Annotated in this window: 26 protein-coding genes and 1 pseudogene; 15 read left to right on the forward strand and 12 right to left on the reverse strand. The window is 74.0% G+C overall.

Annotated elements, in window-relative coordinates:
• Positions 1–99: 99 nt before the first annotated feature.
• Both I4I82_RS11740 and I4I82_RS11745 read right to left on the reverse strand, forming a co-directional pair.
• On the reverse strand, positions 100–1275 hold the full coding sequence (locus tag I4I82_RS11740) for an MFS transporter (protein WP_226370001.1): 1176 nt from the start codon (positions 1273–1275) through the stop codon (positions 100–102).
• Positions 1276–1293: 18 nt separating this feature from the next.
• Positions 1294–2109: an SDR family NAD(P)-dependent oxidoreductase gene (locus tag I4I82_RS11745; RefSeq protein ID WP_218591844.1), complete on the reverse strand. Its 816-nt coding sequence runs from the start codon at positions 2107–2109 to the stop codon at positions 1294–1296.
• A gap of 93 nt (positions 2110–2202) precedes the next feature.
• Between I4I82_RS11745 and I4I82_RS11750 the strand changes: the two genes are divergently transcribed.
• The 4 genes from I4I82_RS11750 to I4I82_RS11765 all read left to right on the forward strand — a co-directional run bounded on the left by I4I82_RS11750 (position 2203) and on the right by I4I82_RS11765 (position 6225).
• On the forward strand, positions 2203–4239 hold the full coding sequence (locus tag I4I82_RS11750) for an NAD(+) synthase (RefSeq protein WP_218591845.1): 2037 nt from the start codon (positions 2203–2205) through the stop codon (positions 4237–4239).
• 171 nt (positions 4240–4410) lie between these two features.
• Entirely contained in the window at positions 4411–4656 is a 246-nt protein-coding gene (locus tag I4I82_RS11755; protein WP_218591846.1) for a hypothetical protein, read from the forward strand.
• 124 nt (positions 4657–4780) lie between these two features.
• Positions 4781–5896, forward strand: a complete 1116-nt coding sequence (locus I4I82_RS11760) for a WD40/YVTN/BNR-like repeat-containing protein (RefSeq protein WP_218591847.1) — start codon at positions 4781–4783, stop codon at positions 5894–5896.
• Between the two features lie 11 nt (positions 5897–5907).
• On the forward strand, positions 5908–6225 hold the full coding sequence (locus I4I82_RS11765; RefSeq protein ID WP_218591848.1) for a MoaD/ThiS family protein: 318 nt from the start codon (positions 5908–5910) through the stop codon (positions 6223–6225).
• 96 nt (positions 6226–6321) lie between these two features.
• Here the strand turns inward: I4I82_RS11765 and I4I82_RS11770 are convergent, their stop codons facing one another.
• From I4I82_RS11770 to I4I82_RS11790, 5 genes are all read right to left on the reverse strand, one after another.
• Entirely contained in the window at positions 6322–8118 is a 1797-nt protein-coding gene (locus tag I4I82_RS11770; RefSeq protein WP_218591849.1) for a flavin-containing monooxygenase, read from the reverse strand.
• Positions 8119–8172: 54 nt separating this feature from the next.
• The gene (locus I4I82_RS11775; protein WP_226370002.1) at positions 8173–9468 is read right to left on the reverse strand and encodes a GAF domain-containing protein; all 1296 of its coding nucleotides are present in this window, start codon (positions 9466–9468) and stop codon (positions 8173–8175) included.
• An 80-nt stretch (positions 9469–9548) separates the two neighbouring features.
• The gene (locus I4I82_RS11780) at positions 9549–10340 is read right to left on the reverse strand and encodes a class I SAM-dependent methyltransferase (RefSeq protein ID WP_218591850.1); all 792 of its coding nucleotides are present in this window, start codon (positions 10338–10340) and stop codon (positions 9549–9551) included.
• Positions 10330–12075 (reverse strand): choline/carnitine O-acyltransferase, encoded by a 1746-nt coding sequence (locus I4I82_RS11785; protein ID WP_218591851.1) that lies wholly within the window; start codon positions 12073–12075, stop codon positions 10330–10332. Before I4I82_RS11785 ends, I4I82_RS11780 begins: the two co-directional genes overlap by 11 nt.
• A gap of 21 nt (positions 12076–12096) precedes the next feature.
• Positions 12097–12903: a HalD/BesD family halogenase gene (locus tag I4I82_RS11790; protein WP_218591852.1), complete on the reverse strand. Its 807-nt coding sequence runs from the start codon at positions 12901–12903 to the stop codon at positions 12097–12099.
• 191 nt (positions 12904–13094) lie between these two features.
• Between I4I82_RS11790 and I4I82_RS34415 the strand changes: the two genes are divergently transcribed.
• Positions 13095–13223, forward strand: coding sequence for a hypothetical protein (locus I4I82_RS34415; RefSeq protein WP_267460652.1), 129 nt, complete (start codon positions 13095–13097; stop codon positions 13221–13223).
• A 21-nt stretch (positions 13224–13244) separates the two neighbouring features.
• Here the strand turns inward: I4I82_RS34415 and I4I82_RS11795 are convergent, their stop codons facing one another.
• Together I4I82_RS11795 and I4I82_RS34915 are read right to left on the reverse strand one after the other, a co-directional pair.
• Complete coding sequence (locus I4I82_RS11795; RefSeq protein ID WP_218595701.1) at positions 13245–13703, reverse strand: GAF domain-containing protein; 459 nt, start codon at positions 13701–13703, stop codon at positions 13245–13247.
• 73 nt (positions 13704–13776) lie between these two features.
• A pseudogene (locus I4I82_RS34915) lies at positions 13777–13932 on the reverse strand (helix-turn-helix domain-containing protein); the annotation flags it as partial.
• A 145-nt stretch (positions 13933–14077) separates the two neighbouring features.
• On the opposite strand from I4I82_RS34915, the gene I4I82_RS11805 reads away from it, so the two are divergent.
• Genes I4I82_RS11805 through I4I82_RS11815 form a run of 3 tightly spaced genes read left to right on the forward strand, consistent with a single transcriptional unit; the run spans position 14078 to position 16601 of the window.
• Positions 14078–14893: an SDR family oxidoreductase gene (locus I4I82_RS11805; RefSeq protein ID WP_218591160.1), complete on the forward strand. Its 816-nt coding sequence runs from the start codon at positions 14078–14080 to the stop codon at positions 14891–14893.
• 47 nt (positions 14894–14940) lie between these two features.
• Positions 14941–15777, forward strand: coding sequence for a mycofactocin-coupled SDR family oxidoreductase (locus I4I82_RS11810; protein ID WP_218591161.1), 837 nt, complete (start codon positions 14941–14943; stop codon positions 15775–15777).
• An 11-nt stretch (positions 15778–15788) separates the two neighbouring features.
• Positions 15789–16601, forward strand: a complete 813-nt coding sequence (locus I4I82_RS11815; protein ID WP_275948775.1) for a mycofactocin-coupled SDR family oxidoreductase — start codon at positions 15789–15791, stop codon at positions 16599–16601.
• Between the two features lie 18 nt (positions 16602–16619).
• Here I4I82_RS11815 and I4I82_RS11820 read toward each other — a convergent pair whose 3' ends face one another.
• Together I4I82_RS11820 and I4I82_RS11825 are read right to left on the reverse strand one after the other, a co-directional pair.
• On the reverse strand, positions 16620–16850 hold the full coding sequence (locus I4I82_RS11820; RefSeq protein ID WP_218591162.1) for a hypothetical protein: 231 nt from the start codon (positions 16848–16850) through the stop codon (positions 16620–16622).
• Positions 16851–16854: 4 nt separating this feature from the next.
• Complete coding sequence (locus tag I4I82_RS11825; protein WP_218591163.1) at positions 16855–17664, reverse strand: alpha/beta hydrolase; 810 nt, start codon at positions 17662–17664, stop codon at positions 16855–16857.
• 140 nt (positions 17665–17804) lie between these two features.
• Here I4I82_RS11825 and I4I82_RS11830 point away from each other — a divergent pair, with 140 nt between their 5' ends.
• From I4I82_RS11830 to I4I82_RS11855, 6 genes are all read left to right on the forward strand, one after another.
• A complete protein-coding gene (locus I4I82_RS11830; protein WP_218591164.1) occupies positions 17805–19013 on the forward strand; it encodes a PucR family transcriptional regulator in 1209 nt (402 codons plus the stop codon).
• 55 nt (positions 19014–19068) lie between these two features.
• The gene (locus I4I82_RS11835) at positions 19069–20001 is read left to right on the forward strand and encodes a Rieske (2Fe-2S) protein (RefSeq protein ID WP_225920577.1); all 933 of its coding nucleotides are present in this window, start codon (positions 19069–19071) and stop codon (positions 19999–20001) included.
• Between the two features lie 8 nt (positions 20002–20009).
• Complete coding sequence (locus I4I82_RS11840) at positions 20010–20366, forward strand: Rieske (2Fe-2S) protein (protein ID WP_172157074.1); 357 nt, start codon at positions 20010–20012, stop codon at positions 20364–20366.
• Positions 20367–20379: 13 nt separating this feature from the next.
• Positions 20380–21162, forward strand: coding sequence for a class I SAM-dependent methyltransferase (locus tag I4I82_RS11845; protein WP_218591165.1), 783 nt, complete (start codon positions 20380–20382; stop codon positions 21160–21162).
• A 19-nt stretch (positions 21163–21181) separates the two neighbouring features.
• On the forward strand, positions 21182–21649 hold the full coding sequence (locus tag I4I82_RS11850) for an NUDIX domain-containing protein (RefSeq protein WP_218591166.1): 468 nt from the start codon (positions 21182–21184) through the stop codon (positions 21647–21649).
• Between the two features lie 65 nt (positions 21650–21714).
• Complete coding sequence (locus tag I4I82_RS11855) at positions 21715–21858, forward strand: hypothetical protein (RefSeq protein WP_218591167.1); 144 nt, start codon at positions 21715–21717, stop codon at positions 21856–21858.
• Between the two features lie 7 nt (positions 21859–21865).
• Here the strand turns inward: I4I82_RS11855 and I4I82_RS11860 are convergent, their stop codons facing one another.
• Positions 21866–22081, reverse strand: coding sequence for a hypothetical protein (locus I4I82_RS11860; RefSeq protein WP_218591168.1), 216 nt, complete (start codon positions 22079–22081; stop codon positions 21866–21868).
• Between the two features lie 136 nt (positions 22082–22217).
• Between I4I82_RS11860 and I4I82_RS11865 the strand changes: the two genes are divergently transcribed.
• Positions 22218–23201, forward strand: coding sequence for an AIR synthase related protein (locus I4I82_RS11865; protein WP_218591169.1), 984 nt, complete (start codon positions 22218–22220; stop codon positions 23199–23201).
• The last annotated feature ends 49 nt before the right edge of the window (positions 23202–23250 follow it).

Here is a 23250-nt window from a genome sequence, read left to right on the forward strand (position 1 = left end):
TTCCCGCTGCTCCGCAGCGCCGTACCGGCTCCGCCGACGGGGTGCAGGCGCGTCCGCGTCCGGGCCCCGATCGTGGTCCGCGAGGTCCATCACAACCCGTCAGACGCGCCGCAGCAAGCCGGCGAACGCCGCGAGCGCGAGGAGCGCGACCAGCCCGGCGAACACGATGGCGGTGGGGACCAGCCCGAACACCTGGGCGCCCGCGCCGACGCCGATGACGGGGATCGAGATCGCGACGTAGAGCAGCAGGAAGAAGCTCGACGAGACCTCGCTGCGCCGATCGGCCGGCGCCGTCCCGGTGACCGACTGCAGCCCGGCGCGGAAGCTCGCACCCTGACCGAGCCCGGCCACCACCGCCCCCGCGACGAGGACGGCGAGCGAGGAGGTGGCCAGCCCGGCGCCGACGACGGCGATCCCGGCGGCCAGCGCCAGGCAGCCCCCGAGCAGCGACGTGCGCAGCGGCAGCCGCGCCGAGAGCAGCTGCCCCGCGGTGGAGCTGCCGAGCAGGGAGAACACGACGAGCCCGGAGAGCAGGTGGCTCGGCTCGCGCAGCACGCCCGAGACGAACAGCGGCGAGACCGCGGTGAAGAAGCCGAGCACGGCGAACCCGGCGAATCCCGCGATGCCGGCGCGCACGAACACCGGGCGGACGTCGGCGGGCACCGACAGCCGCTGCACCTCCAGCCGCACGGGGCCCGGCTGCCGGGTGACCGGCTCCGGCACCAGCAGCACCGCGACCACACCGACGGCCACCAGGCCCAGGTGGACGAGGTAGGGCAGCACCAGCGGGAGCGGCGCGAGGTCGGCGAGCGCACCGGCGACCACGGGGCCGAGCCCGAGCCCGAGCATGTTGACGGCCGCGGCCAGCAGCCCGGCGCGCGCCCGGCCCTCGGGCGGGGCGAGGTCGACGATCGTGGCCGTCGCGACGCCGGTGAACACCCCGGCCGACAGCCCCGAGAGCACCCGGCCCGCGAACAGCGCGGGCAGGCTGTCGGGAATGAGGAACACCAGCGAGCTGGCGGCCGCGAGCGCGAGCCCGGGCAGCAGCACGGGGCGGCGCCCGATGCGGTCGGACAGCCGCCCGAACAGCAGCAGCGCCGCCAGCACCCCGACGGCGTAGGTCGCGAACACGACCGTGACCATCAGGCCACCGAAGCCCAGTTCCTGCTGGTAGATCGGGTAGAGCGGCGTCGGCAGGGTGGTGCCGAGCATCGTGGCGAGGAAGGCGAGGGCGACGAGCAGCCCTGGCGCGGTCCTCGTGCGCACCTGATCCACTCGCCGACCCTATGCCCGCTACCGCAGCGTGCGCCCCGCCACCGCCGCGAACGGGCGCTGGTAGGCCGAGCCGAGCAGGCGCACCACGGCGTCGAGCACCTTGGCGTCGTTGCCCACGAGCACACGGGCCCGGTTGCGCCGCACGCCCGCGAGGATGATCGACGCCGCCTTCTCCGGGCTCATCCGCAGCATCTGGCGGTCGAAGCGCTCCATCGCGGCGCCGTCCTCGAAGCCCTTGCCGCGCGCGGCGTTGCGGGCGATCCCGGTCTTGATCCCGCCGGGGTGCACGCAGGTGACCTGCACCGGGTAGCGCGCGACGAGCATCTCCTGGCGCAGCGACTCGGTGAACCCGCGCACCGCGAACTTCGCCGCGTTGTAGGCGCTCTGGCTCGGCACCGAGAGCAGGCCGAACAGGCTGGAGACGTTGACGACGTGCCCGTCGCCGGAGTTGATCAGGTGCGGCAGGAACGCCTTCGTGCCGTTGACGACACCCCAGAAGTCGATGTCGACGACACGCTCGATCTCCTCGAACTCCGAGGTGAGGATGTTGCCGGCGAAGGCGATGCCGGCGTTGTTGTAGACCTGGTTGACCCGCCCGAACTGCGCCACGACCTCGTCGGCGTAGGCCAGCACGGCGGCGCGGTCGGTCACGTCGAGGGCGTCGCTGCGGACCTCCGCGCCGGTGATCGACGCGACGGTCTCCGCCAGGCCGTCCTTGTCCACGTCGGACAGCGCCAGCCGCGTTCCGCGGCCCGCGAGGTCCTGGGCCAGCGCCCGTCCGATACCCGATCCCGCCCCGGTCACCACGGCGACCCGTCCCCCGAACTCGCTCATGGACGCAGATGGTGCCCTACCCACGGGTAACAAGCCAGCCCCGGTCCGGCCGCCGACCCGGACAGCCGGCGGCCCGTGCGGCAGACTGGGTCCGTGTCGGACTTCCGCTCCGCGTACCGCCACGGCTTCGCGCGCGTGGCCGCCTGCACCCTGCGCACCACCCTCGCCGACCCGGCCGCCAACGCGCGGGCCGTGCTGGAGACGGCGCACGAGTGCCACGACCAGGGCGTCGCCGTCGCCGTGTTCCCCGAGCTCACGCTCTCGGGCTACTCGCTCGAGGACGTCGTCATGCAGGACGTCCTGCTCGACGACGTGCGCCGCGCGCTCCTCGACCTCGCCGCGGCGTCGGCGGACCTGCGGCCGGTGCTCGTCGTCGGCGCACCCCTGCGGGTGCTGCACCGCATCCTCAACTGCGCCGTGGTGGTCCACCGGGGCGCGGTGCTCGGGGTGGCGCCGAAGTCGTACCTGCCGACCTACCGCGAGTTCTACGAGCGCCGCCAGTACGGCCCCGGTGACGACGTGCGCGGCACCGTCCGCCTCGGCGACGCCGATGTGCCGATCGGCCCCGACCTGCTGTTCGCCGCCGACGACGTGCCCGGGCTCGTCCTGCACGCCGAGGTGTGCGAGGACATGTGGGTGCCGGTGCCGCCGAGCGCGGAGGCGACGCTCGCGGGCGCGACCGTCGTCGTCAACCTGTCCGGCAGCCCGATCACCGTGGGGCGGGCCGACGACCGCAAGCTGCTCGCGCAGTCGGCGTCGTCGCGCTGCCTGGCCGCCTACGCCTACGCGGCGGCGGGCGAGGGCGAGTCGACCACCGACCTGGCGTGGGACGGCCAGACGATGGTCTACGAGAACGGCGTGCTGCTCGCCGAGACCGAGCGGTTCCCGAAGGGGCCGCGCCGCTCGGTCGCCGACGTCGACCTCGACCTGCTGCGCGCCGAGCGCCTGCGCATGGGCACCTTCGACGACAACCGGCGCCAGCACGCGGCGCGCACCGGCGCGTTCCGCACGGTCGCCTTCCACCTCGACCCGCCGCAGGGCGACATCGGGCTGCTGCGCGAGGTCGAGCGCTTCCCGTTCGTGCCCTCGGACCCGGCGCGCCTGGAGCAGGACTGCTTCGAGTCCTACAACATCCAGGTCTCCGGGCTGGAGCAGCGGCTGCGGGCGATCGGGCAGCCGAAGGTCGTCATCGGCGTGTCCGGCGGGCTCGACTCCACCCACGCGCTCATCGTCGCCGCCCGCGCCATGGACCGCGAGCAGCGCCCGCGCAGCGACATCCTGGCGTTCACGCTGCCCGGCTTCGCCACCGGCGACCGTACGAAGACCAACGCGACCCGGTTGTGCGACGCGCTCGGCGTCACCTTCGAGGAGATCGACATCCGGCCGACGGCGGAGCTGATGCTGCGCAACCTCGGCCACCCCAACGGCTTTGGCGAGCCCGTCTACGACGTGACCTTCGAGAACGTGCAGGCCGGCCTGCGCACCGATTACCTGTTCCGCGCCGCCAACCAGCGCGGCGGCATCGTGCTGGGCACCGGCGACCTGTCCGAGCTGGCGCTGGGGTGGTCGACCTACGGCGTCGGGGACCAGATGTCGCACTACAACGTCAACGGCGGCGTGCCCAAGACCCAGATCCAGCACCTCATCCGCTGGGTCGCGGCCACCGACCTGTTCGACGACGAGGTGTCGGCGATCCTGCTCGACGTCCTCGACACCGAGATCACGCCCGAGCTCGTCCCCGGCGACGACGTGCAGAGCAGCGAGGCGAAGGTCGGCCCGTACGCGCTGCAGGACTTCTCGCTCTGGCACGTGCTGCGCTTCGGCTTCCGCCCGTCGAAGATCGCGTTCCTGGCCTGGCACGCCTGGCACGACGCGTCGGTCGGCGACTGGCCGCCGGGCCTGCCCGAGGACCGGCGCGTCGAGTACGGCCTGGGCGACATCCGGCACTGGCTGGAGGTCTTCGCCCAGCGCTACTTCTCGTTCAGCCAGTTCAAGCGCTCGGCGCTGCCGAACGGGCCGAAGGTCTCGGCGGGCGGCTCGCTGTCGCCGCGCGGCGACTGGCGCGCCCCCTCGGACATGTCCGCCCGCATCTGGCTCGACGAGATCCGCCGCGAGATCCCCGAGGCCTGACGGTGCCCGCCGGGCACGACCGCACCGACGCCTTCCGCGGGGCGCGGTTCACCCGGTCTGGCCACACATACCGGTGTGCCCTACCTGGCGGCGGGACGCACCGGGACCCCGCCGCGTGAACCTCGTCCTCGACGCGGGGCCCTCGTCGCGATCGACCGCGACGACCGCCGGGTGGCCGGGCTGGTCGAGCTCGGGCGACGGGCCGGCGCCTCCCTGGTGACGGTGGCGCCGGTCGTGGCTCAGGCCTGGCGCAGATCGGCTCGGCAGGCTCGGCTCGCCCGGCACATCCGCATGATCGACGTGCGGTCGACGGGCCTGGTCGAGGCGCGCGCGGCCGGGAAGCTGGTCGCCCGCGCGGGCACGAGCGACGTCGTCGACGCCCTGCTCGCCCTCGCCGCCCGGGGGACCAGGTGCTGACCAGCGACCCCGACGACCTGGCACACCTGTTCGGGCACCAACATCCCGGTCACGGTGGTCGCCGTCTGACCGATGAGTCCCGGCCCCCGCGGCCGTCCTACCTCCTACCAACCGAGGAGGTCGCATGAGCGGAGTACGGGTTCTCGTCGGCACGCGCAAGGGCGCGTTCGTCCTCAGCGCCGACGGCGCGCGCCGGGACTGGACGGTGGACGGACCGTTCTTCCCGGGCTGGGAGATCTACCACGTGGCGGGGTCGCCGGCGGATCCCGACCGGATCTGGGCGTCGCAGTCGGGCGGGTGGTTCGGCCAGCAGATCCAGCGCTCCGACGACGGCGGGCGCACCTGGGACGCGGTCGGCAACGACTTCACCTACGCCGGTGTCCCGGGCACCCACCAGTGGTACGACGGCACGGCGCACCCGTGGGAGTTCGCGCGGGTCTGGCACCTCTCGCCGTCCGCCACCGACCCCGACGTCGTGCTCGCGGGCGTCGAGGACGCGGCGCTGTTCCGGTCGGTCGACGGTGGCCGCACCTGGGACGAGCTGCCCGGCCTGCGCGAGCACGGCTCCGGGCCACACTGGCAACCGGGCGCGGGCGGCATGTGCCTGCACACGATCCTGCCCGACCCGCGCGACGCGGAGCGGATGCTCGTCGCCATCTCCGCGGCGGGCGTGTTCCGCACCGAGGACGGCGCGAAGACCTGGCAGGCGGCCAACCGCGGCCTGGTGAGCGAGGGCATCCCCGACCCCGACGCCGAGGTGGGGCACTGCGTGCACAAGCTCGCGCTGCACCCCGACCGGCCCGACACGGTGTTCATGCAGAAGCACTGGGACGTCATGCGCAGCGACGACTTCGGCCGTAGCTGGCACGACATCGGCGGCGACCTGCCCACCGACTTCGGGTTCGTCGTCGACGTGCACGCCCACGAGCCCGACACCGTCTTCGTCGTGCCGATCACCAGCGACGCCGAGCACTTCCCGTACGAGGGGAAGCTGCGGGTCTACCGCAGCCGGACCGGCGGGCACGAGTGGGAGCCGCTGACCCGCGGCCTGCCGCAGGAGCACTGCTACGTCGACGTGCTCCGCGACGCCATGGCCGTCGACTCGCTGGACGCGTGCGGGGTCTACGTCGGGACCACCGGCGGGCAGGTCTACGCCTCGCCCGACGCCGGGGAGAACTGGGCGCCGATCGTGCGGGACCTGCCGGCGGTGCTGTCGGTGACGGTGCAGACGCTGCCGTGACGGACGCCGACATGACGGACGCTGCCGTGACCACCGTCCGCGTCAAGCTGCCCACCCACCTGCGACGCCTGGCGCAGGTCGACGGCGAGGTCCGGGTCGAGGTGGAGGCGCCGGCCACCCTCGACGGCGTGCTCGACGCCCTGGAGTCCCGCTACCCCGTGCTGTGCGGGGCGGTGCGCGACCGGGCCACCGGACGCCGCCGCGCGTTCGTGCGGTTCTTCGCGTGCGAGGAGGACCTGTCGCACGCCCCGACCGACGACCCGCTGCCCGACGCCGTCGTGCGCGGGACCGAGCCGCTGCTCGTGGTGGGGGCGATGGCGGGGGGCTGAGGCCGCCGGATCCCGAGGCCTGGGACCCTCGCGCGAACGGCCCGCTCGCCCGACGTCGGCGGGCGAGCGGGCCGTTCGGCCGAGCAGCAGATGTGGCTAGGACGTGTGGTGCACCTCCTGCAGCCGGTAGACCGGCGTCGGGATGCCCTCGACCCGGGCCTTCAGCTGCAGCGCGAGGTAGAGCGAGTAGTAGCGGCTCTGGTGCAGGTTGCCGCCGTGCACCCACAGGTTCTCCACGTTGGTGGGCTTCCACATGTTGCGCTGCTCGCCCTCCCACGGGCCCGGGTCCTTGGTCGTGTCCGACCCGAGGCCCCACACCTTGCCGAGCCGGTCGGCCGTCTCCTGCCCGAAGATCGCGGCCGCCGTGCCGTTCATGGAGCCGTAGCCGGTGGCCCAGACGACGAGGTCGGCCTCCAACCGGGTGCCGTCGGCGAGCACGACCTCGTTCTCCGTCAGCTCCGTGACCTGCCCGTGCGCCAGCTTGATGCTGCCGTTCGCCACGAGTTCCGAGGCGCCGACGTCGATGTAGTAGCCCGAGCCGCGGCGCAGGTACTTCATGAACAGGCCGGAGTCGTCATCGCCGAAGTCGAGGCGGAACCCGGCCTTCTCCAGCGCCGCGTAGTACTCGGCGTCGCGCTCGCGGATCGCGTCGTAGGTCGGCTTCTGGAACTGGTTCATGATCCGGTAGGGCAGCGACGCGAAGATCGTGTCGGCCTTGAACGTGGTGACGCCGGCCGCCAGCGCCCGCTCGGAGTACAGGTCGCCCAGGCCCAGGTCCATCAGCGAGTCCGACCGCACGATGTGGGTCGAGGAGCGCTGCACCATCGTGACGTCGGTGCCGGCCTCCCACAGCGCCCCGCAGATGTCGTGCGCGGAGTTGTTGGAGCCGACGACCACGGCCTTCTTGCCCTTGTAGGCGTCGGGGCCGGGGTGCTGCGAGCTGTGGTGCTGGTCGCCCGTGAAGACGTCCTGGCCGGGCACCTCGGGGACGTTCGGCTTGCCCGACACGCCCAGCGCGATGACGACGTGCTTCGGCCTGAGCACGACCTCCTCGCCCGCGCGGTCGACGACGACCTCCCAGGTGTCGCCGCTGCGGGTCGCCGACTTCGCCGTGGTGGAGCCCCAGTAGTTGAGCTCCATGACCTTGGCGTACATCTCGAGCCAGTCGCCGACCTTGTCCTTGGGCGAGAACACCGGCCAGTTCGGCGGGAAGTCGATGTAGGGCAGGTGGTCGTACCAGACCGGGTCGTGCAGGGCGAGGGACTTGTAGCGCTTGCGCCACGAGTCGCCGGGCCGCTCGTTGCGCTCGACGATGATCGTGGCGACGCCGAGCTGGCGCAGCCGCGCGCCGAGCGCGATACCGCCCTGGCCGCCGCCGATGATGACGACGTCGGGCTGGGTCGTGTAGCCCAGCTCCGCCGCCTCCTTCTCCCGGCTCTCCAGCCACGTGACGCGATCGGGGTTGGCGCCGTGCTCCGCTCCCATCGGGCGGCGGTCGCGCGAGGGCTCCTCGTGGCCCTTCAGCTCGTCGAGCGTGGTGAGGAACGTGAACGCCTTGCCGTCGGCGGTCAGTCGCAGCAGCCCGCTGCCCCGCCCGACGGCGGTCTCGAACGCGATCCACGCGGTGGTGACGCCGTCGGCCTCCGCGGGCTCCTCGGTCGTCCGGAAGTCGGTGGCCCCGGCGTCGGTGTTCCGGAGCATGTCGGCGACGCCGTCGGGGCCCTCGACGGTCGTGATGTTCCAGCTGAACGCGACGAGGTCGCGCCAGAAGCTCTCGGCCCCGAACAGGGCGGCCGCCGCGTCGGCGTCACCCGAGGCCAGAGCGGCCGAGAACGCGCCTAGCCATTCGTCGACGCGGACGGCGGCGTCGGTGCGGTCGATCGTGGACGTCATGCTGCTCCTTCTCCTGCGGTCATGCTTCTGCCTCCGTCGGCGGTGTGACCCACCTCATCCCGTCGGGCGCACGGGGGCAACCGTTGCAGCCGGGTTGCACGCCGCGATCCGCCGGATCCCCGGTGCCGTCGACGCGCCGAGCACGCCGAGGTCGGGCTCCACGACGACGTCGACCTCGGGCGCGATCCGGTAGGGCCGCCCCAGCAGCAGCCCGCCCAGCGTGCGGCGCAGCCGCGACATCTCCGCGCGGACGGTGACGAGGTGTTCGCGGTCGCCGTAGAGCGCGGCCGACAGCGCGCCGGCGTCCATCCCCGCCGCCCCCGCGTGGGCGAGCAGCACCAGGACCTCGGCGTGCCGCGTGGACAGCGGGTGCACCCAGCGGTTGGCGCCGTCGACGATCGCGCGCGGCGGGCGCCGGGTGAGGTCGAGCTCCAACCGGATCGGGGCGCGGCCCGACCCGTCCGCCCGGTCGACGCGCAGCAGCCAGCCGCCCGGCACGGGCTCCGGCACGCAGACGCCGACGCCGTGGATCGCGACGGGGTGCCCGGAGCGGGGCACGGCGATCCGGTCGACGGCGGGCATCCCGGCGACGGCGGCCACCCAGCCGTGCTCGTCGGCCACGAGCCCGGGGCCGCGCAGGTCGACCAGCAGCGGCGCGGCGACGTTGCGCAGCATCTCCAGCCGGCTCTCGTGCGCCCGCCACAGGCTCGCCTCCGCGAGCTTCACCGCGGTACCGACGAGCGCGACGGTGGTCGGGTGCACCGTCTCCGCCGGCCCGCTGACGTCGACGACGCCGAGCAGCTCGCCGGTGCGGGGGTCGTGCACCGGGCACGCGGTGCAGGTCCAGGCGTGGTGGCTGCGGACGAAGTGCTCCGCGGCGAACATCTGCACGGGCGTGGCCTCGGCGATCGCGGTGCCGATCCCGTTGCTCCCGACCACGCCCTCCGACCAGGTCGCGCCCTCGGTGAAGCCCAGCCGGTCGGCGCGGTGGCGCACGGCCGTGGAGCCCTCGCGCCAGAGCAGCACCCCGTCGGCGTCGGTGATGACCATGATGTGGCGGGCGTCCTCGGCCACCGACGTGAGCGCGGCGCGGAGCTCGGGCAGCACCCGCTGCAGGGGGCTCGCGGCGCGGCGCGCCTCCACCTGGTCGGCGCCCATCAGGTCGGGCGGGTCGCCCAGGTCCGGGTTGACGCCCTGCGCCCGCACGCGCCGCCACGAGCGCGCGACCATGCCCCGGGGGTCGGCGGGCAGCCGGTCGCCGGAGAGCAGCGCGTCGTGCACGCGCGCGAGCATGCGGGCGTGCCGGGCCACGTCGACGCCCGATCCGACCGCGCAGACGCCTTCGTCCACGGCCACCTCCCGGCTCCCGCTCCTGCCGAGGACCCTAGCCGCCGAGGGGCGTCCGCGGTGGCGTCCGCGGACGCACCGGGTCAGGCCGGGCGGCTGAGGAAGGCCTCCGCGTGGAACCAGCCGTCGGCCTCGCGGCCCGTCGGGTCCAGCCCCAGCAGCCGCAGGTCGTGCAGCGCGGCCGCGGCCTCCGCGTCGTCGGCGAAGCGGCGCTGGCGGTGGGTCCCGGGCAGCTTCTCGGTGACCAGGCCGTGCCCCGCGAGCACGCGGGCCACGTCGTCGTAGGGGAAGACGCGCAGGACGAACGCGAGCACCCAGGCGCCGGGGGCGTGGGTGAGGATCCGGTCGAACGTCGACGGGCCGATGTAACCCACGCCGCCCGTGCACAGGACGAGCGAGACCTCCCCCAGCGCCGCGGCCAGCGACGGCGACGGGTCGGCCGCCTCCAGGTCCTCCGCCCACCCGGCGGCCAGCACGCCGGTGGCGAGGGCGTAGTCGATCGCGGGCCGCGAGGCGTCGAGCCCGAGGACCCGCCGCTCCGGCGCGCGCCGCCGGGCGGCGAGGAACTCCCGGTCCTGCGCGACCACCTCCTCGGGCGTGAGCCCGGCCCGCGCGGGGTCGGCGGCGTGCGCGCCGAGCGCGTCGTGGTCGACGTCGTGACGCAGGAGGGTGGCGTTGATGCCGTAGGAGCAGCAGACGTCGAGCACCGTGCCCGGGTGCCGGTCCAGCACCGACTCGACGACGGGCAGCGCGTGTGCGGGCACCTGGTACTCCAGCGGGACCAGCGCCGTGAAGTACGCGCGCGGGTCGGGCCGGTCGTAGATCGAGGAGAAGTCGGCCTTGCGCTCCCCGGTGAGCGCACCGTCATCGACCATCGGTCAGCAGCTCCTCCAGCTCCCGGACGACGGCGGGCAGCTCGTTCGCGAACACCTCCATCTGCTCGGCGACGCTGGCCGGCGTGCTCAGGTAGAGGTCGAAGCGGTCGGGCATCATCGCGTAGCCGACGCCGATGCACTTCTCGCTGGTCGAGCCGAAGCCGAAGTACTGGATCAGCGGCGACGGGACGGCACTGGTGCTGAGGTAGTCGTCGCGGACGATCCGCCAGCCCGGGGAGTCGAACAGGGCCATCGGCTCACCCCCTCCGTGGCGCTTCTGCCGTAGCTGCAGCTCCCAGAGGTGCTGCTCGGGGGCGAGGCCGGCCTGGCACTCCCTCGCCCGGGCGACGTGCGCCTCGGCGGCGGCGCGGAAGGCGTCGCGGCGGGCGTCGAGGTCGGGCTGGTCCATCGCCGCGACGAACGCCACCACCTCGGGGGTGACGACCCGCATCGCCTCGGTGCGCCCGTGGCGGAAGGCGCGGGTGGCGATCGACTCGTAGGTGGCGCCGACGTGGCCCTTCGCCCGCCGGTGCGCGAGCTGGAAGGCCATCTGCGCGAACGCGTCGGGCGAGCACTTCAGCGCCTTGGCGCGCTCGGCGTCGAAGTCGAGCGAGAGCGTCCGGGTGGCCGTGGCGGCGGAGTACTCGGCGAACGCGGTGCGGGCGTCGGCGACGTCGGCGCGCAGGGCGTCGTCGAGCACGAAGTCGAGCCGGCGCACGGCCGGCACGGCGTCGCCACCCGTCGTGGGCGCGACCGTGAGGATCTCGTCGAGGAAGGCGACGATCGTGGTGCCGTCGAGGTTGCAGTGCTCGCCGTTGATCCCGGCGCGCCCGTCGGCGAACACGACGAGCGAGACGGCCTTGTCGAACCACCGGTTCGCGGCGTCGCCGTGCAGCAGCCGGTCGGACGCGGCGAGCGCGCCGTCGGGGGCGTCGTCCTCGAGCAGGACGCAGAACAGCGCCCGCTCGATCTCGTCGAGGACGTCGGCGTTGCCGGCCTCGACCAGCGCGGCCCGGCTCGCGGCCCACTCCGCGCGGGCCTTCGACGTCAGCGCGCCGACGCCGTCACCGGGCCTCTCCTGCGCCACCGCGCGCAGCCCGGCCGCGATCTCCTCGGCGGTGTACGGGCGGCCGTCGGGGTCGATGACGTCCAGGCGCACCGCCGCGCCGCGGTGCAGGACCACGATGTGGCGCTCGCGCGACGGGCCGGGCCAGTCGTCGCTGTAGGGGTTGCGGGAGGTGTCGCGGGGGTCGCCGGGAATGCGGGTGGCGGAGAACAGGAAGCGGAACTGGTGCATCGACAGCGGGCGCCCGCGCTGCTCCGCGACCGGCAGCGACTCGTCGTCGATGCGGGCCTTGAACGCCACCGCCGACGCCGTGAGCTGCGCGGCGCGCTCGATCTGCCCGAGCCGCTCGCCCCTCGGGCCCGCGTCCTGGAACAGGAAGAAGAAGTTGGCGTTGAGCGCGATCCGGTCGCGGCGGCCCAGGTAGCGGTCACGCCAGAAGTCGTCGAGCCAGCTGGCGACGTCGGGACGTGCGTCGTAGGCGACGAGGTCGGCGTGCAGGGCGTGCGCGGGCGAGTCCGGGGCCAGCAGGGCGGCCACGGCGGCCTCGGTGTCGGCGCGCTCCTGCTCGCCCAGCAGCGGGGCGCTCCAGGCGAGGAACCGCTCGGCGGTCTCCTCCAGCGGCGGCAGCGGGACCCGGGGCAGCTGGTCCTCGTGGGCGAAGGTCGGCACGTCGTCGTCCTCGGTCTTTCGTCAGTCCATCAGCTGGTCGACCCGCAGGCGGGCCTCCGCCGCGCGGTGCACGGGCGTGACCCGGCCGAACAGCTGGCGGGTCCGGGCGACCGTACCGACCACGTCCGGCCACTCGCTGTAGGCGAAGATCGCGGAATGGCGCGCCGTGGCGCCCGTCACGGTCGTGACGCGGTGCAGCGAGTAGCGCCCGGCGAACAGCTGCAGGTCGCCCGGGCGCAGGGTGAGGCGCCGCGACGGGAACCGGCCTTCCAGGGCAGCGCGCACGTCGTCGACGTTCTCGGCGCCCGCCGAGCGGATGTTCGGGCAGTACTCGAACACGCCGCCGCCCTCGGGCTCCTGGGTCAGCATGCTGACGGTGAACTCGTTCGTGTCGAAGTGCCACGGGTGGCCGCGCCCGGGCGTCACGACGTTGAGGACGAGGCCCGAGAGCGGGTCGGCGAGCGGGTGCACGCGCTCCAGGCCGAAGCAGTCGGCGACGAACCGCACGAACCGCGGGTCGGTGTAGAGCCGCTCCAGCGCCGACCCGGCGGGCAGGACGTCGCGGGCGACGAAGGCGTTGCCGCGCTCGGTCGTGCGGTGGGCGGGGTGATCGGGCGGGAGCGAGGGGTCGGGCGCGGTGTTGTAGACGTTGACGGTCTCCACGTCGTAGTAGGCGTGCGGCGCCGCCGCCACCCCCTCGGCGCGCAGCGCGTCGCGGGAGTCCGGGGCCAGGAAGTCGGGGACGACCGAGCACCCGTCCGTGGCGAGGTCGCGGCGCACCCGCGCGACCAGGGCGGCGGTGTCGACCACGTCGTCGAGCAGCAGCATGCGGCCATCCAAACCCGGCGACGGCGGCCCGGTCGAGAGGGTAGGAAGCGCGGGTGCGCGAGATCGCCTGCGGCTGCGTCGCCGAGCTGCGGCGGCGCACCCGGTCGCCCTCCGAGGAGTACAAGGCCGACCACCTGCTGCGCGGCAAGCACCGGGGCACCCTGCTGTGACTGTTCGGGCCGTCGGGGCCGGTGCTCGGGCACGCCCACGTGCACCTGGTCGACAAGACAGCCCTGGCGCGGTCGGGGGCCGATCCCGACCCTGAGCTCGCCGCCGTGCTGCTCCCCCACGTCAGCGCGACGTCGGACGCGCAGCTCTGACCGCGGCCGGCGGACGGGCGGTCAGCCCCCCGCCGCCACCGCGGCGATCCGGGCGAGCCGCAGCTCCAGGTCGGTGACGCGGCGCTGCGCGCCCACCAGCGAGGCGACGAGCCGGCCGAAGGCCTCGACGATCCGCAGCTCGGCCGGCGGCAGGCCGCGCTCGGAGCGGGTGACGACGAACAGGGCGCCGACCGACCGCTCGTCATCGGCGCACAGCGGCACCGCCACGGCGTGACCGGTGGAGCGGGGCTCGGGGAACGCGGCGTCCGCGGGGTCGAACAGGCGGTACCGGCGGTGGGCGTGGGCCCGCGCCAGCACCCCGGGCGCGGGTGCGTCGGCCAACCGCTCCGCCAGCCACCGCGGCACGCCGAACGCGCCACCGAACCGCAGCCGGCCCCCGTCGCCCGCCAGGTACACGCCCGCGGCGTCGGCCTCCAGCGCCTGGACCAGCGGCCGCATCGCGGCCCGGACGCCGTGCACCTGGGACGGCGTCCGGCGTCGCCGCCGCAGCGGGCGGGGGCGGGGCAGGGGTGTGCGCGCGCCCCAGGAAGCGGTCGAGGTCGGCGGGGTCGTAGCGGCGGTGCCCGCCCGGTGTGCGGGCCGGCACGAGCTGCCCGGACTCCTCCGCGGCGAGCAGCGTCGTGCGGCACATCCCCAGCGCGCGGGCGGCCTCCCCCACCGTCAGCAGGCGGGGCCGGGGCACCGTCATCAGCCGCCTCGATTCGCACGCGGATCCGTTCGGCAACGACTTGGGGTCGCCACCCCATGGTGTTACACCTCACCCGGGAAACGGACAAGGGACGAGGAAGAACCGCAGCGGCGAAACGATTCCGGACGGATCGGTGGTGATCGTGATGGGGACGGGACCGGTCGACCTCTCGGGCCAAGTCGCCCTGGTCACCGGCGCGGGCCGCGGGCAAGGGCGCTCGCACGCCGTCGCGCTGGCCGAGGCCGGGGCCGACGTCGCCGTCCTCGACGTCTGCCGCGACCTCGACGTGCCCGCCTACGCGCTCTCCTCCCGCGCCGACCTCGACGCGGTGGCCGCCGAGGTGCGCGCCCGCGGACGGCGGGCGGTCCCGCTGGAGGCCGACGTCCGCGACCCCGCCGCCGTCGAGGCGGCCGTCGCCGAGGTGGAGGGCGCCCTCGGGCGGCTCGACGTGCTGGTCAACAATGCCGCCGTCGTCACCAGCGCGCCGTTCTGGGAGCTGTCGGAGCAGCAGTGGGGCGCGGTCGTCGACACCAACCTGTCCGGCGTCTGGCGCACCACCAAGGCCGCGTCGGCCCTGCTGCGCCGCTCCCCCCGCGGCCGCGTCGTGCACATCGGCTCCACCGGCGGGGTGCGCGCCGTCCCCGAGTTCGCGCACTACGTGGCGGCCAAGCACGGCGTCGTCGGGCTGACGCGCGCGATGGCGATCGAGCTGGCCCCCGACGGGGTCACCGTCAACGCGATCCTGCCCGGCGCCGTCGACTCACCGATGCTCGCCGGCCTCGCCGACGAGCTCGGCCTCACCCCCGACGACGTGCACAAGCGCTGGCTGCACGACCAGCTGCTGGTGCAGGTCATCACGCCCGACGAGGTCACCGGTGCGCTGATGTGGTTGCTCAGCGACTCGGCCCGGCACGTCACGGGCCACTGCCTCGCCGTGGACGGGGGCGCGCTCGCCCGCTGACGGCACCACCGACGTTCGAGTCAGACACCGACGTTCGAGGAGGAGCGATGGGGAAGTTCGACGGCAAGGTCGTCCTGATCACCGGAGGGGCCCGCGGTCAGGGCCGCTCGCACGCCGTGGCGTTCGCGCGGGAGGGCGCCGACATCGCCTTCTGCGACATCGCGGCGCAGCTGGACTCGGTGCCCTACCCGATGTCGCGGCCCGAGGACCTCGACGAGACCGTGCGGCAGGTCGAGGACCTGGACCGGCGCTGCGTCGCCGTCACCGCCGACGTCCGCGACGCCGCCCAGGTGCAGGACTTCGTCGACCGGGCCCGGACGGACCTGGGCCGCGTCGACGTCCTGCTGGCCAACGCCGGCGTCTTCACGTTCTCGACGATCGCGGAGATGAGCGACGACGTCTGGAAGGAGATGATCGACGTCAACCTCACCGGCGTCTTCCACGCGATGCGCGCGGTGCTGCCGGCGATGGTCGAGCAGGGCTCGGGCCGCATCATCGCGACGTCCTCGACGGCCGGGAAGATGGGCTTCCCGAACATCGGCCACTACGTCGCGTCGAAGTGGGGCGTGATCGGGCTCGTGAAGTCGCTCGCGCAGGAGGTCGGCGGCAACGGCATCACCGTCAACGCGATCTGCCCGACCGGCGTCGACACCACCATGATCCAGAACGAGGCGGCGTACCGGCTCTTCCTGCCCGACCTGGAGAACCCGACCCGTGACGACGCCGCCCCGGCCTTCCAGACGCTCAACGCGATCCCGGTGCCGTGGATCGAACCGGTCGACATCTCCAACGCGATGCTGTTCCTGGCCTCCGACGAGGCCCGGTACATCACCGGCGAGACCCTCGCGGTGGCGGCCGGCGCCACCGCGACCAACGCGGGCTGAGGGGGCGGATCGTGACCGGACGGCTGGAGGGCAAGGTCGCGCTGGTGTCGGGGGCGGCGCGGGGGCAGGGGCGGTCGCACGCGGTGCGGCTGGCGCAGGAGGGTGCGGACGTCATCGCCTTCGACGTCTGCCGCCAGCTGGGGTCGGTGCACTACCCGCTGGCGACCCCGGAGGACCTCGCGGAGACCGTGCGCCAGGTCGAGGAGCTCGACCGGCGGATCGTCGCCCGCGAGGCCGACGTGCGGGACACCGGGGCGGTGCAGGGCGTGGTCGACGAGGGGGTCAGCGAGTTCGGCCGCCTCGACATCGTCTGCGGCAACGCCGGTATCGCCGGGTTCAGCACGAACGCGTGGTCGCTCACCGACGACGAGTGGGAGGAGATGATCGGGGTCAACCTGACCGGGGTGTTCAAGACCGTCCGGGCGGCGGTCCCCGCGATGATCGAGGCGGGCAACGGGGGCTCGATCGTGCTCACCAGCTCCACGGCCGGGATCAAGGGCATGGCGCGCACTGCGCACTACGTGGCCGCCAAGCACGGCGTCGTCGGGCTCATGCGGGCGCTGGGCAACGAGCTGGCCCCGCACTCGGTCCGCGTCAACACCGTGCACCCGACGGGGGTGAACACGCCGATGATCGCCAACGACTACATCGGCGGGATGATCGCCGACGACCCGGAGTTCGGCGCGAACCTCCAGAACGCTCTGCCGGTGGAGATGGTCGAGCCCGTGGACATCTCGAACGCGATCGTCTGGCTGTGCTCGGACGAGGCGCGCTACGTCACCGGCGTGTCGCTGCCCGTCGACGCGGGGTTCCTGCAGAGGTGACCGGCGGGACGGCGCCGCTCAGTCGGCGTCGTCCCGCAGCCGCAGGACCATCCGCAGCACGTACTCCACGGCGGACTCGTAGCTCCCGCCGCGGAGCTCGCCGCGCTGGGCCAGGTTGCGGGAGGCGAAGTCCAGCTGCCGCTCCGGCCCGGCCCGCCGCACGACGACGGCGGCGATCTCGTCGAGGTCGAGGCCGGGGTGGTCGAGCCGCGCCAGCGCGAACTCGACCACCAGCTCCTCGTCCGTCACTCCGTCATCGTCGCGCGTTCCGCACCGCCCACGCCAGGACGTAGTCGGCGATCTCCTCCCATCCGGGCGCGGCCGGCATCAGGTGCGGCTTCCCGCCGAACTCGACGTACTCCGTCAGCGAGGTCTCCTGCGTGTAGTGCTTCGCGTTCGAGCGCTGCACGGCGGGCGGCATGATGTGGTCCTCGCTCGCCCCGACGAGCAGGAGCGGCGCGCGGCCCTCGTTGGCGTAGTCGACGTAGGTGCCGCCGTGGCCGGGGGTGAGGTTGGCCAGGGCGCTCTCGAACAGGATCCGCCCCGACACCGGCACGGCGTAGCGCTCGTAGAGCGCCCGCGCCCGGTCCTCGGGGAAGGTGTTGGTGAAGGCGTAGTTCCAGTGCTCGAAGTCGTAGGCGATCGCCTTGTGCCGGTTGGCCGGGTTCTTCAGCACGGGGAACGTCGACCGGATCTGGCTGATCGGCACGACCGGCACGCCCTCGGTGGGCGCCGAGTTCAGCGCCACGCCGGCAGCGCCGAGCCCGTGGTCGAGCAGGATCTGCGTGAACGCGCCGCCCGCCGAGTGGCCCATGATGATCGGCGGCGTGTCGAGCTCCTTGATCACCGACTCCAGGTGCTCGACGATCGCGGGGACGGTGACGGCCTCGACGGGCGCGGGATCGGCGTTGAGCGCCTCGACCTCCACCTCGAAGCCGGGGTAGGCGGGGGCGAGGACGCGGTAGCCCTTGCTCTCGTAGTGCGCGATCCAGTCCTCCCAGCTGCGGGGGGTGACCCAGAAGCCGTGGACGAGGACGATCGTGTCGGGTGCGGGGCTGCTCATGGCGGACCTTCCGGAACGGGCGGTGGGGGACCCGCTCAGCGTGGCGGCGGCCCACCCCCGGTGGCGACGTTCGGGCGGACACCGCCGGGGCATCCGGGTTGTCCGCACGGACAGCGGCCCGCGGGACCTAGGCTCACGGCGTGTCCGACGCCCCGCGCGCGCTGGTCCTGGTCGCGCCCGCCCTGCTCGACCGCTTCGACGAGGTCGTCGACCGCATCGTGGAGCGCGTGCGCGCCGCGCTCCCCCTCTACCGCGACGAGACCTACGTCAGCGGCGAGGCCCTGCGGACCGCGGCCGTCGAGAACGTCCGGTACCTGCTGCGCACCGACGACCTCCCCGACGGCGCCGACCTCGCCGCCGCCCACCGGACGGGCGAGCTCCGCGGCCGCGCGGGGGCGCCGCTGCCCGAGCTGCTCACCGGGTTCCGGGTCGGCTTCTCCGAGTTCTGGGAGGTCCTCGCCGACGCCGCCATCGCCACCGGCCGGGTCGACGCCCGCGAGCTCGCCGCGCTCGCCACACACGTGTTCCGCAAGGCCGACGAGTACTCCACCGCCCTCACCACCTCCTACCGCGACGCCGCCGCGCACGCGCTGCGCCGCCACGAGCAGGAGCGATCGGCGCTGGTGGAGGCGCTGACCACGGGCGCCGTCGGCTCGGTGTGGGAGATCGCCAGCGGGCTCGGCCTGCCCTCGACCGGCGCGTTCGTGACCGTCGCGGCCGAGGTGGCGTCGGTGGGCGTCGTCGCGCTGCCGGAGATCACCTCGAAGCTGCGCGCGGTCAACGTCTCGTCGGCGTGGCGGCTGCTGCCCGACGTCGAGGTCGGGGTGGTGTCGCTGCCGGGGGCGGACGCCTCGGCCGCCGTGCGGGTCGTCGCGGGGGCCGCGCCGGGGCGCGTCGGCGTCAGCCCGGTCTACCCCGCCCTCGACGAGACGCCGCGCGCGCTCTACCTCGCCCGCATCGCGCTGCAGAGCGCGCCGGTCGGGCGGCCCTCGGTCCGGCACTTCGACGACACGCCGCTCGCCACGCTCGTCGCCGCCGCCCCGGAGGCCGCCACGCAGATCGCCCGGCGCGTGCTCGGGGAGATCCTCACGCTGCGGCGCGACGAGCAGGACCTGCTGCTCGACACCCTCGAGACCTGGCTCGCCGTGGGCGGTTCGGCCGCGGCCGCGGGCAAGCGGATGTTCGTGCACCCCAACACCGTCCGGCACCGCCTGCGCCGCGTCGCCGAGCACACCGGGCGCGACCTGGAGCACCCGACCGCGCTCGCGGAGCTGTCGACGGCGCTGCACGCGCTGCGCCTGCTCCCCGGAGTGCGTCCCCCGTCGCACGATGAGACGGTCGTCACCTGATCCGGATGGGATCGTCCCCTGACTGCGCGCCACCGCAGGAGGAACGGGAGAGTCCATGTCGGACACGCAAGGACCCCTGGGGGTCACCACGTGGCACCGGCACCTGTTCGCCCGGGTGGAGCGGTGGCCGTGGCTGAAGTCGCTGGAGGAGTCGGTGTCGGCGGTCTCGCAGCCGCTCTACGACCGCCACCGCGACAACCTCCTCGTCGAGCTCATGCACGGCGGCCGCTGGGCCGGGCACTCCCTGCACGCCGCCCTGAGCGACCTGCCGATCGGCTTCTGGGCGGGCACGGTGGTGCTCGATGCCCTGGGCAAGGACTCCGCCGACGACCGCGGCGGCCTCGACGCCGCCGGCACGCTGAGCGCGGCCGGGCTCCTCGCCGCGGCCGGCACCGTCGCCACCGGCTTCACCGACTGGACCGTGAGCGACGGCGACGACCGCCGCACCGGCCTGTTCCACGGACTGCTCAACCTCGCCGGCACCGCGCTGCAGGGGGCCTCGCTCGTCGCCCGCGTCCACGGGCACCGCCGCCCGGCGCAGGTGCTCGGCCTCGCGAGCATGGCCGTCACGGGAGCGGCGGGGTACGTCGGCGGGCACCTCGTGCAGGGCAAGGCGGTGATGGTCAACCGCGTCGCGACGACGACCGGGCCGACCCGCTGGGTGCAGGCGGTCCAGGAGGCCGACCTCCCCGACGGCGCCAGCGCCGGCGTCACCGTCGACGGGCGCCAGGTGATGCTGCACCGCTCCGGCGACGACGTGCACGCCATCGACGACCTGTGCAGCCACGCGGGCGCGCTGCTCTCGCGCGGTCCGGTCGTCGACTGCGTGGTGACCTGCCCGCTGCACGAGTCCCGCTTCGACCTGCGCGACGGCCGCATCGTCCGCGGTCCGGCGCACCACCCCCAACCGGTCCTGCCCACGCGAATCCGCAACGGCTGGGTCGAGGTCCGCGGCTCCCTGCCCGCGGCCCGGCGCAAGAAATCCTAGGAGGAACCATGGCGTGGGAAGCGGTCGCGGACCTGGACCAGCTCGAGGAGGGCGACATGATGCTCGTCCAGCTCGCGGGCGAGCCGGTGTGCCTCGTGCGGCTCTACGAGGACGAGGTCGCCGCGGTGCACAACACGTGCACCCACCAGCAGCAGCCCCTCAACGAGGGCTACCTCCAGGAGGACGACACCCTCATCTGCCCGGCCCACAACTCGTGCTTCGACCTGCGCACGGGCGAGCCGAAGGGCGTGCCCGCCGTCGCCCCGATCCCGGTGTACGCGTGCAAGATCGAGGACGACGCCATCTGGGTCGACATGGACCAGCAGCTCAACGACGCCGCCATCCCGCACAAGCCCTACCACTGAGGCCGGTCCGGCCGTGGAGCAGTGGCGGACCGTCGACGAGGGCTGGGGCCGGCGGGCCGCCGACTTCGCCACCCTGATGGAGCCCGCGGCCGTCCGGGAGTACCTGCACGTCCACGGCCTGCTCGGGATCGGCCCGGGCAGCGCCGTGCTCGACATGGCGTGCGGCTCCGGGCTGGCGATGGAGCTCGCGCGGCTGCGGGGGGCCGAGGTGGCGGGCGTCGACGCCTCGGCCCGGCTCGCCGCGGTCGCCGCGCTGCGCAACCCCGACAGCCGCGTCGTCGTCGGCGACATGGCCGCGCCGCACTTCCCCCCGGCCTCGTTCGACGCCGTCACCAGCTTCCGTGGCATCTGGGCCACCACCCCGGACGCGATCACCCAGGCCGCCCGGGTGCTCAAGCCGGGCGGGAAGGTGGCGATCACGTTCTGGGGCGAGATGGCGCAGTCCGAGGGCGGCCCGCTGTTCGCCCCGTTCCGGCTGGCCACGCCGCCGCAGGTCGACCGCCAGTCCGACATGGTCGCCCTCAAGCGACCCGGGGTGGCCGCCGCGTTCCTGTCCTCGGCCGGCCTCGCACCGGGCGAGCTGTTCGACGTGCCGTTCGTGCTGGAGTTCGCCGACGCCGAGCACTACGCCCGCGGCCTGGCCTCGACCGGCCCCGGTTACGAGGCGGTCGCGGCGGCGGGCGCGGAGGAGTTCCGCGAGGCCTGCCTGCGCGCGGTGGAGCCGTTCGTCAGGACGGGGCTACCGATCCGGGCCACACTCCAACTCCGCGGGATCATCGGCACCGCACCCGCCTGACCGCTCGGGAGGACGCACCATGGACAGGCTCGACCGGGTCGACGCCATCGCGCGGCCGGCCGCCGCGGCCGGGGCCCTCTTCGTCGACGACGACGGGCGCGTGCTCATCGTCGAGCCCATCTACAAGCGGCACTGGGAGATCCCCGGCGGCGAGGTCGAGAAGGGCGAGAGGCCGAGCGAGGCCTGCGCGCGGGAGCTGAAGGAGGAACTCGGCCTCGACCTGCCGGTCGGGCGCCTGCTCGTCGTGGACTGGGCGCCGCTCGTGCGCGAGGAGCGGGTCCGCTTCGTCTTCGACGGCGGCGTGCTCACCGACGAGCAGCTCGACGCCGTCGAGCTGGCCCCCGACGAGCTGTCCTCCTGGGCGTTCCTGCCGGCCGACGAGCTGTTCGTGATGATGGAGCCCCGGCTCGTCCGCCGGGTCACCGCGGCGCTCGACGCCCGGGCGTCGGGCGTCACCCGCTACCTGGAGGACGGCCGCGCCGTCTGACGCACGGCGTCCGCGGACGCACGGCTCCGTCCGACGCCCAGCCCGGCGCGACCTCGACGTCCGCCGTGACCCCCGTCCCCACGACGGTGCTGCCCGCGCTCGTGGTGTGGTTCGTGCTGCTGTCGCCGGCCCACCGGTTCCGGGTGCTCGACCACCTTCTCGGGATCGACGCCCTCCCACGCGCCCGCCCGGGGGCGCCGCGCGGCTGAAGCGGGATCAGCAGGCGAACGACGCCCCGCCGCAGGTGCCGCGGCGGTGCGCCGAGGAACCGGCGTCCATCGCGGTGAGGACCATCATGAGGCGCTGCTTGGCGCGCTCGCGGCTGTCGGGGTCCGGGTCGAACGCCGAGCGCAGCCGCACCAGGGCGGAGGCGATGTCGTGCTCGCGCGGGGTCGTGTCCGTGGGTCCGACGCCGGTGACGTGGATGCTCATCGGGCTTCCTTCCGCTCGGTCTCGACTACTCATCGCAGTTACCCGCAGCGGTGTTTCCGTAACCCTGAGCTGTCACCCGATCCAGTGGTGCCTGGTCACGCAGGGACAGGAGTTCCTTCTCTTATAGTGTACGGACATGGGTGCTCCTCCGGCCGTGACCGAGCCGCTGTCCGACATCGTCGCCTCCGTACTGGCCAACCCCGGCCTGCACGCCAAGGCCGCCATCGGGAGCCTGCTCGCCGAGGGCGGCGGGTTCAGCACCGACTGGGTCGGTGGGCCGGGCGACGACGGGGCCGTGCTCGACGCCGGCGGCAGCAGCGTGGTCGCGTGCGGGGAGGCGGTCTTCCCGCCGTTCGTGGCCGCCGACCCGCACGGCGCCGGGATCGCGGCCGTGCTCACCAACGTCAACGACCTCGCCGCGATGGGGGCCCTGCCGCTCGGGATCGTCGACACCGTCACGGGGTCCGAGGACGTCGTCCGGGGCGTGCTCGCCGGGATGCGCGAGGCGTGCGCGCTCTACCGCGTCCCGCTGGTGGGCGGGCACCTGACCGTGCACGACGGGCCGCCCTCGGTGTCCGCGTTCGGCATCGGGCACGCGCCGGTGCCGCTGTCGGTGACCCGGGCCGAGCCCGGCCACTCGCTCGTCGTCGCCGCGGCGCTGGACGGGCGGGCGCGCACCGACTTCCCCTTCTTCCCCGCCTTCCGCGAGCGGGGCGAGCGGTGCGCCGGCGACGTGCGCCTGCTAGCCGAACTCGCCGCCGACGGCACGTGCGTGGCGTCGAAGGACATCAGCATGGCCGGGCTCGTGGGGTCGCTGGCGATGCTGCTGGAGTGCGCCGGGCTCGGCGTCACCGTCGACCTGGACGCCGTCCCCGCTCCGGCCGGGGTGCCCCTGACCTGGTGGCTGAACTGCTTCCCCAGCTTCGGCTTCCTGCTCAGCGTGCCGCCGGGGCGCGAGGCCCGCTGCATCGAGGCCTTCGCCGCCCGCGGCATCCCCGCCGCCGTCGCCGGCACCTTCGACGACTCGGGCCTGCTGGCCCTGCGGGCGGGCGGCGAGACTCTGCCGGTCCTGCACCTGGACGAGGTCCGGATCACCGGCATCCCCCGCCCGTCCGCCTGACCCGCCGCCCCGTGATCGTCAGGAGTGCGCGACCACGGTCGCGGCGAGG

Origin of the sequence: Pseudonocardia oceani, from assembly GCF_019263585.2 — a bacterium.
GTDB lineage: Bacteria > Actinomycetota > Actinomycetes > Mycobacteriales > Pseudonocardiaceae > Pseudonocardia > Pseudonocardia oceani.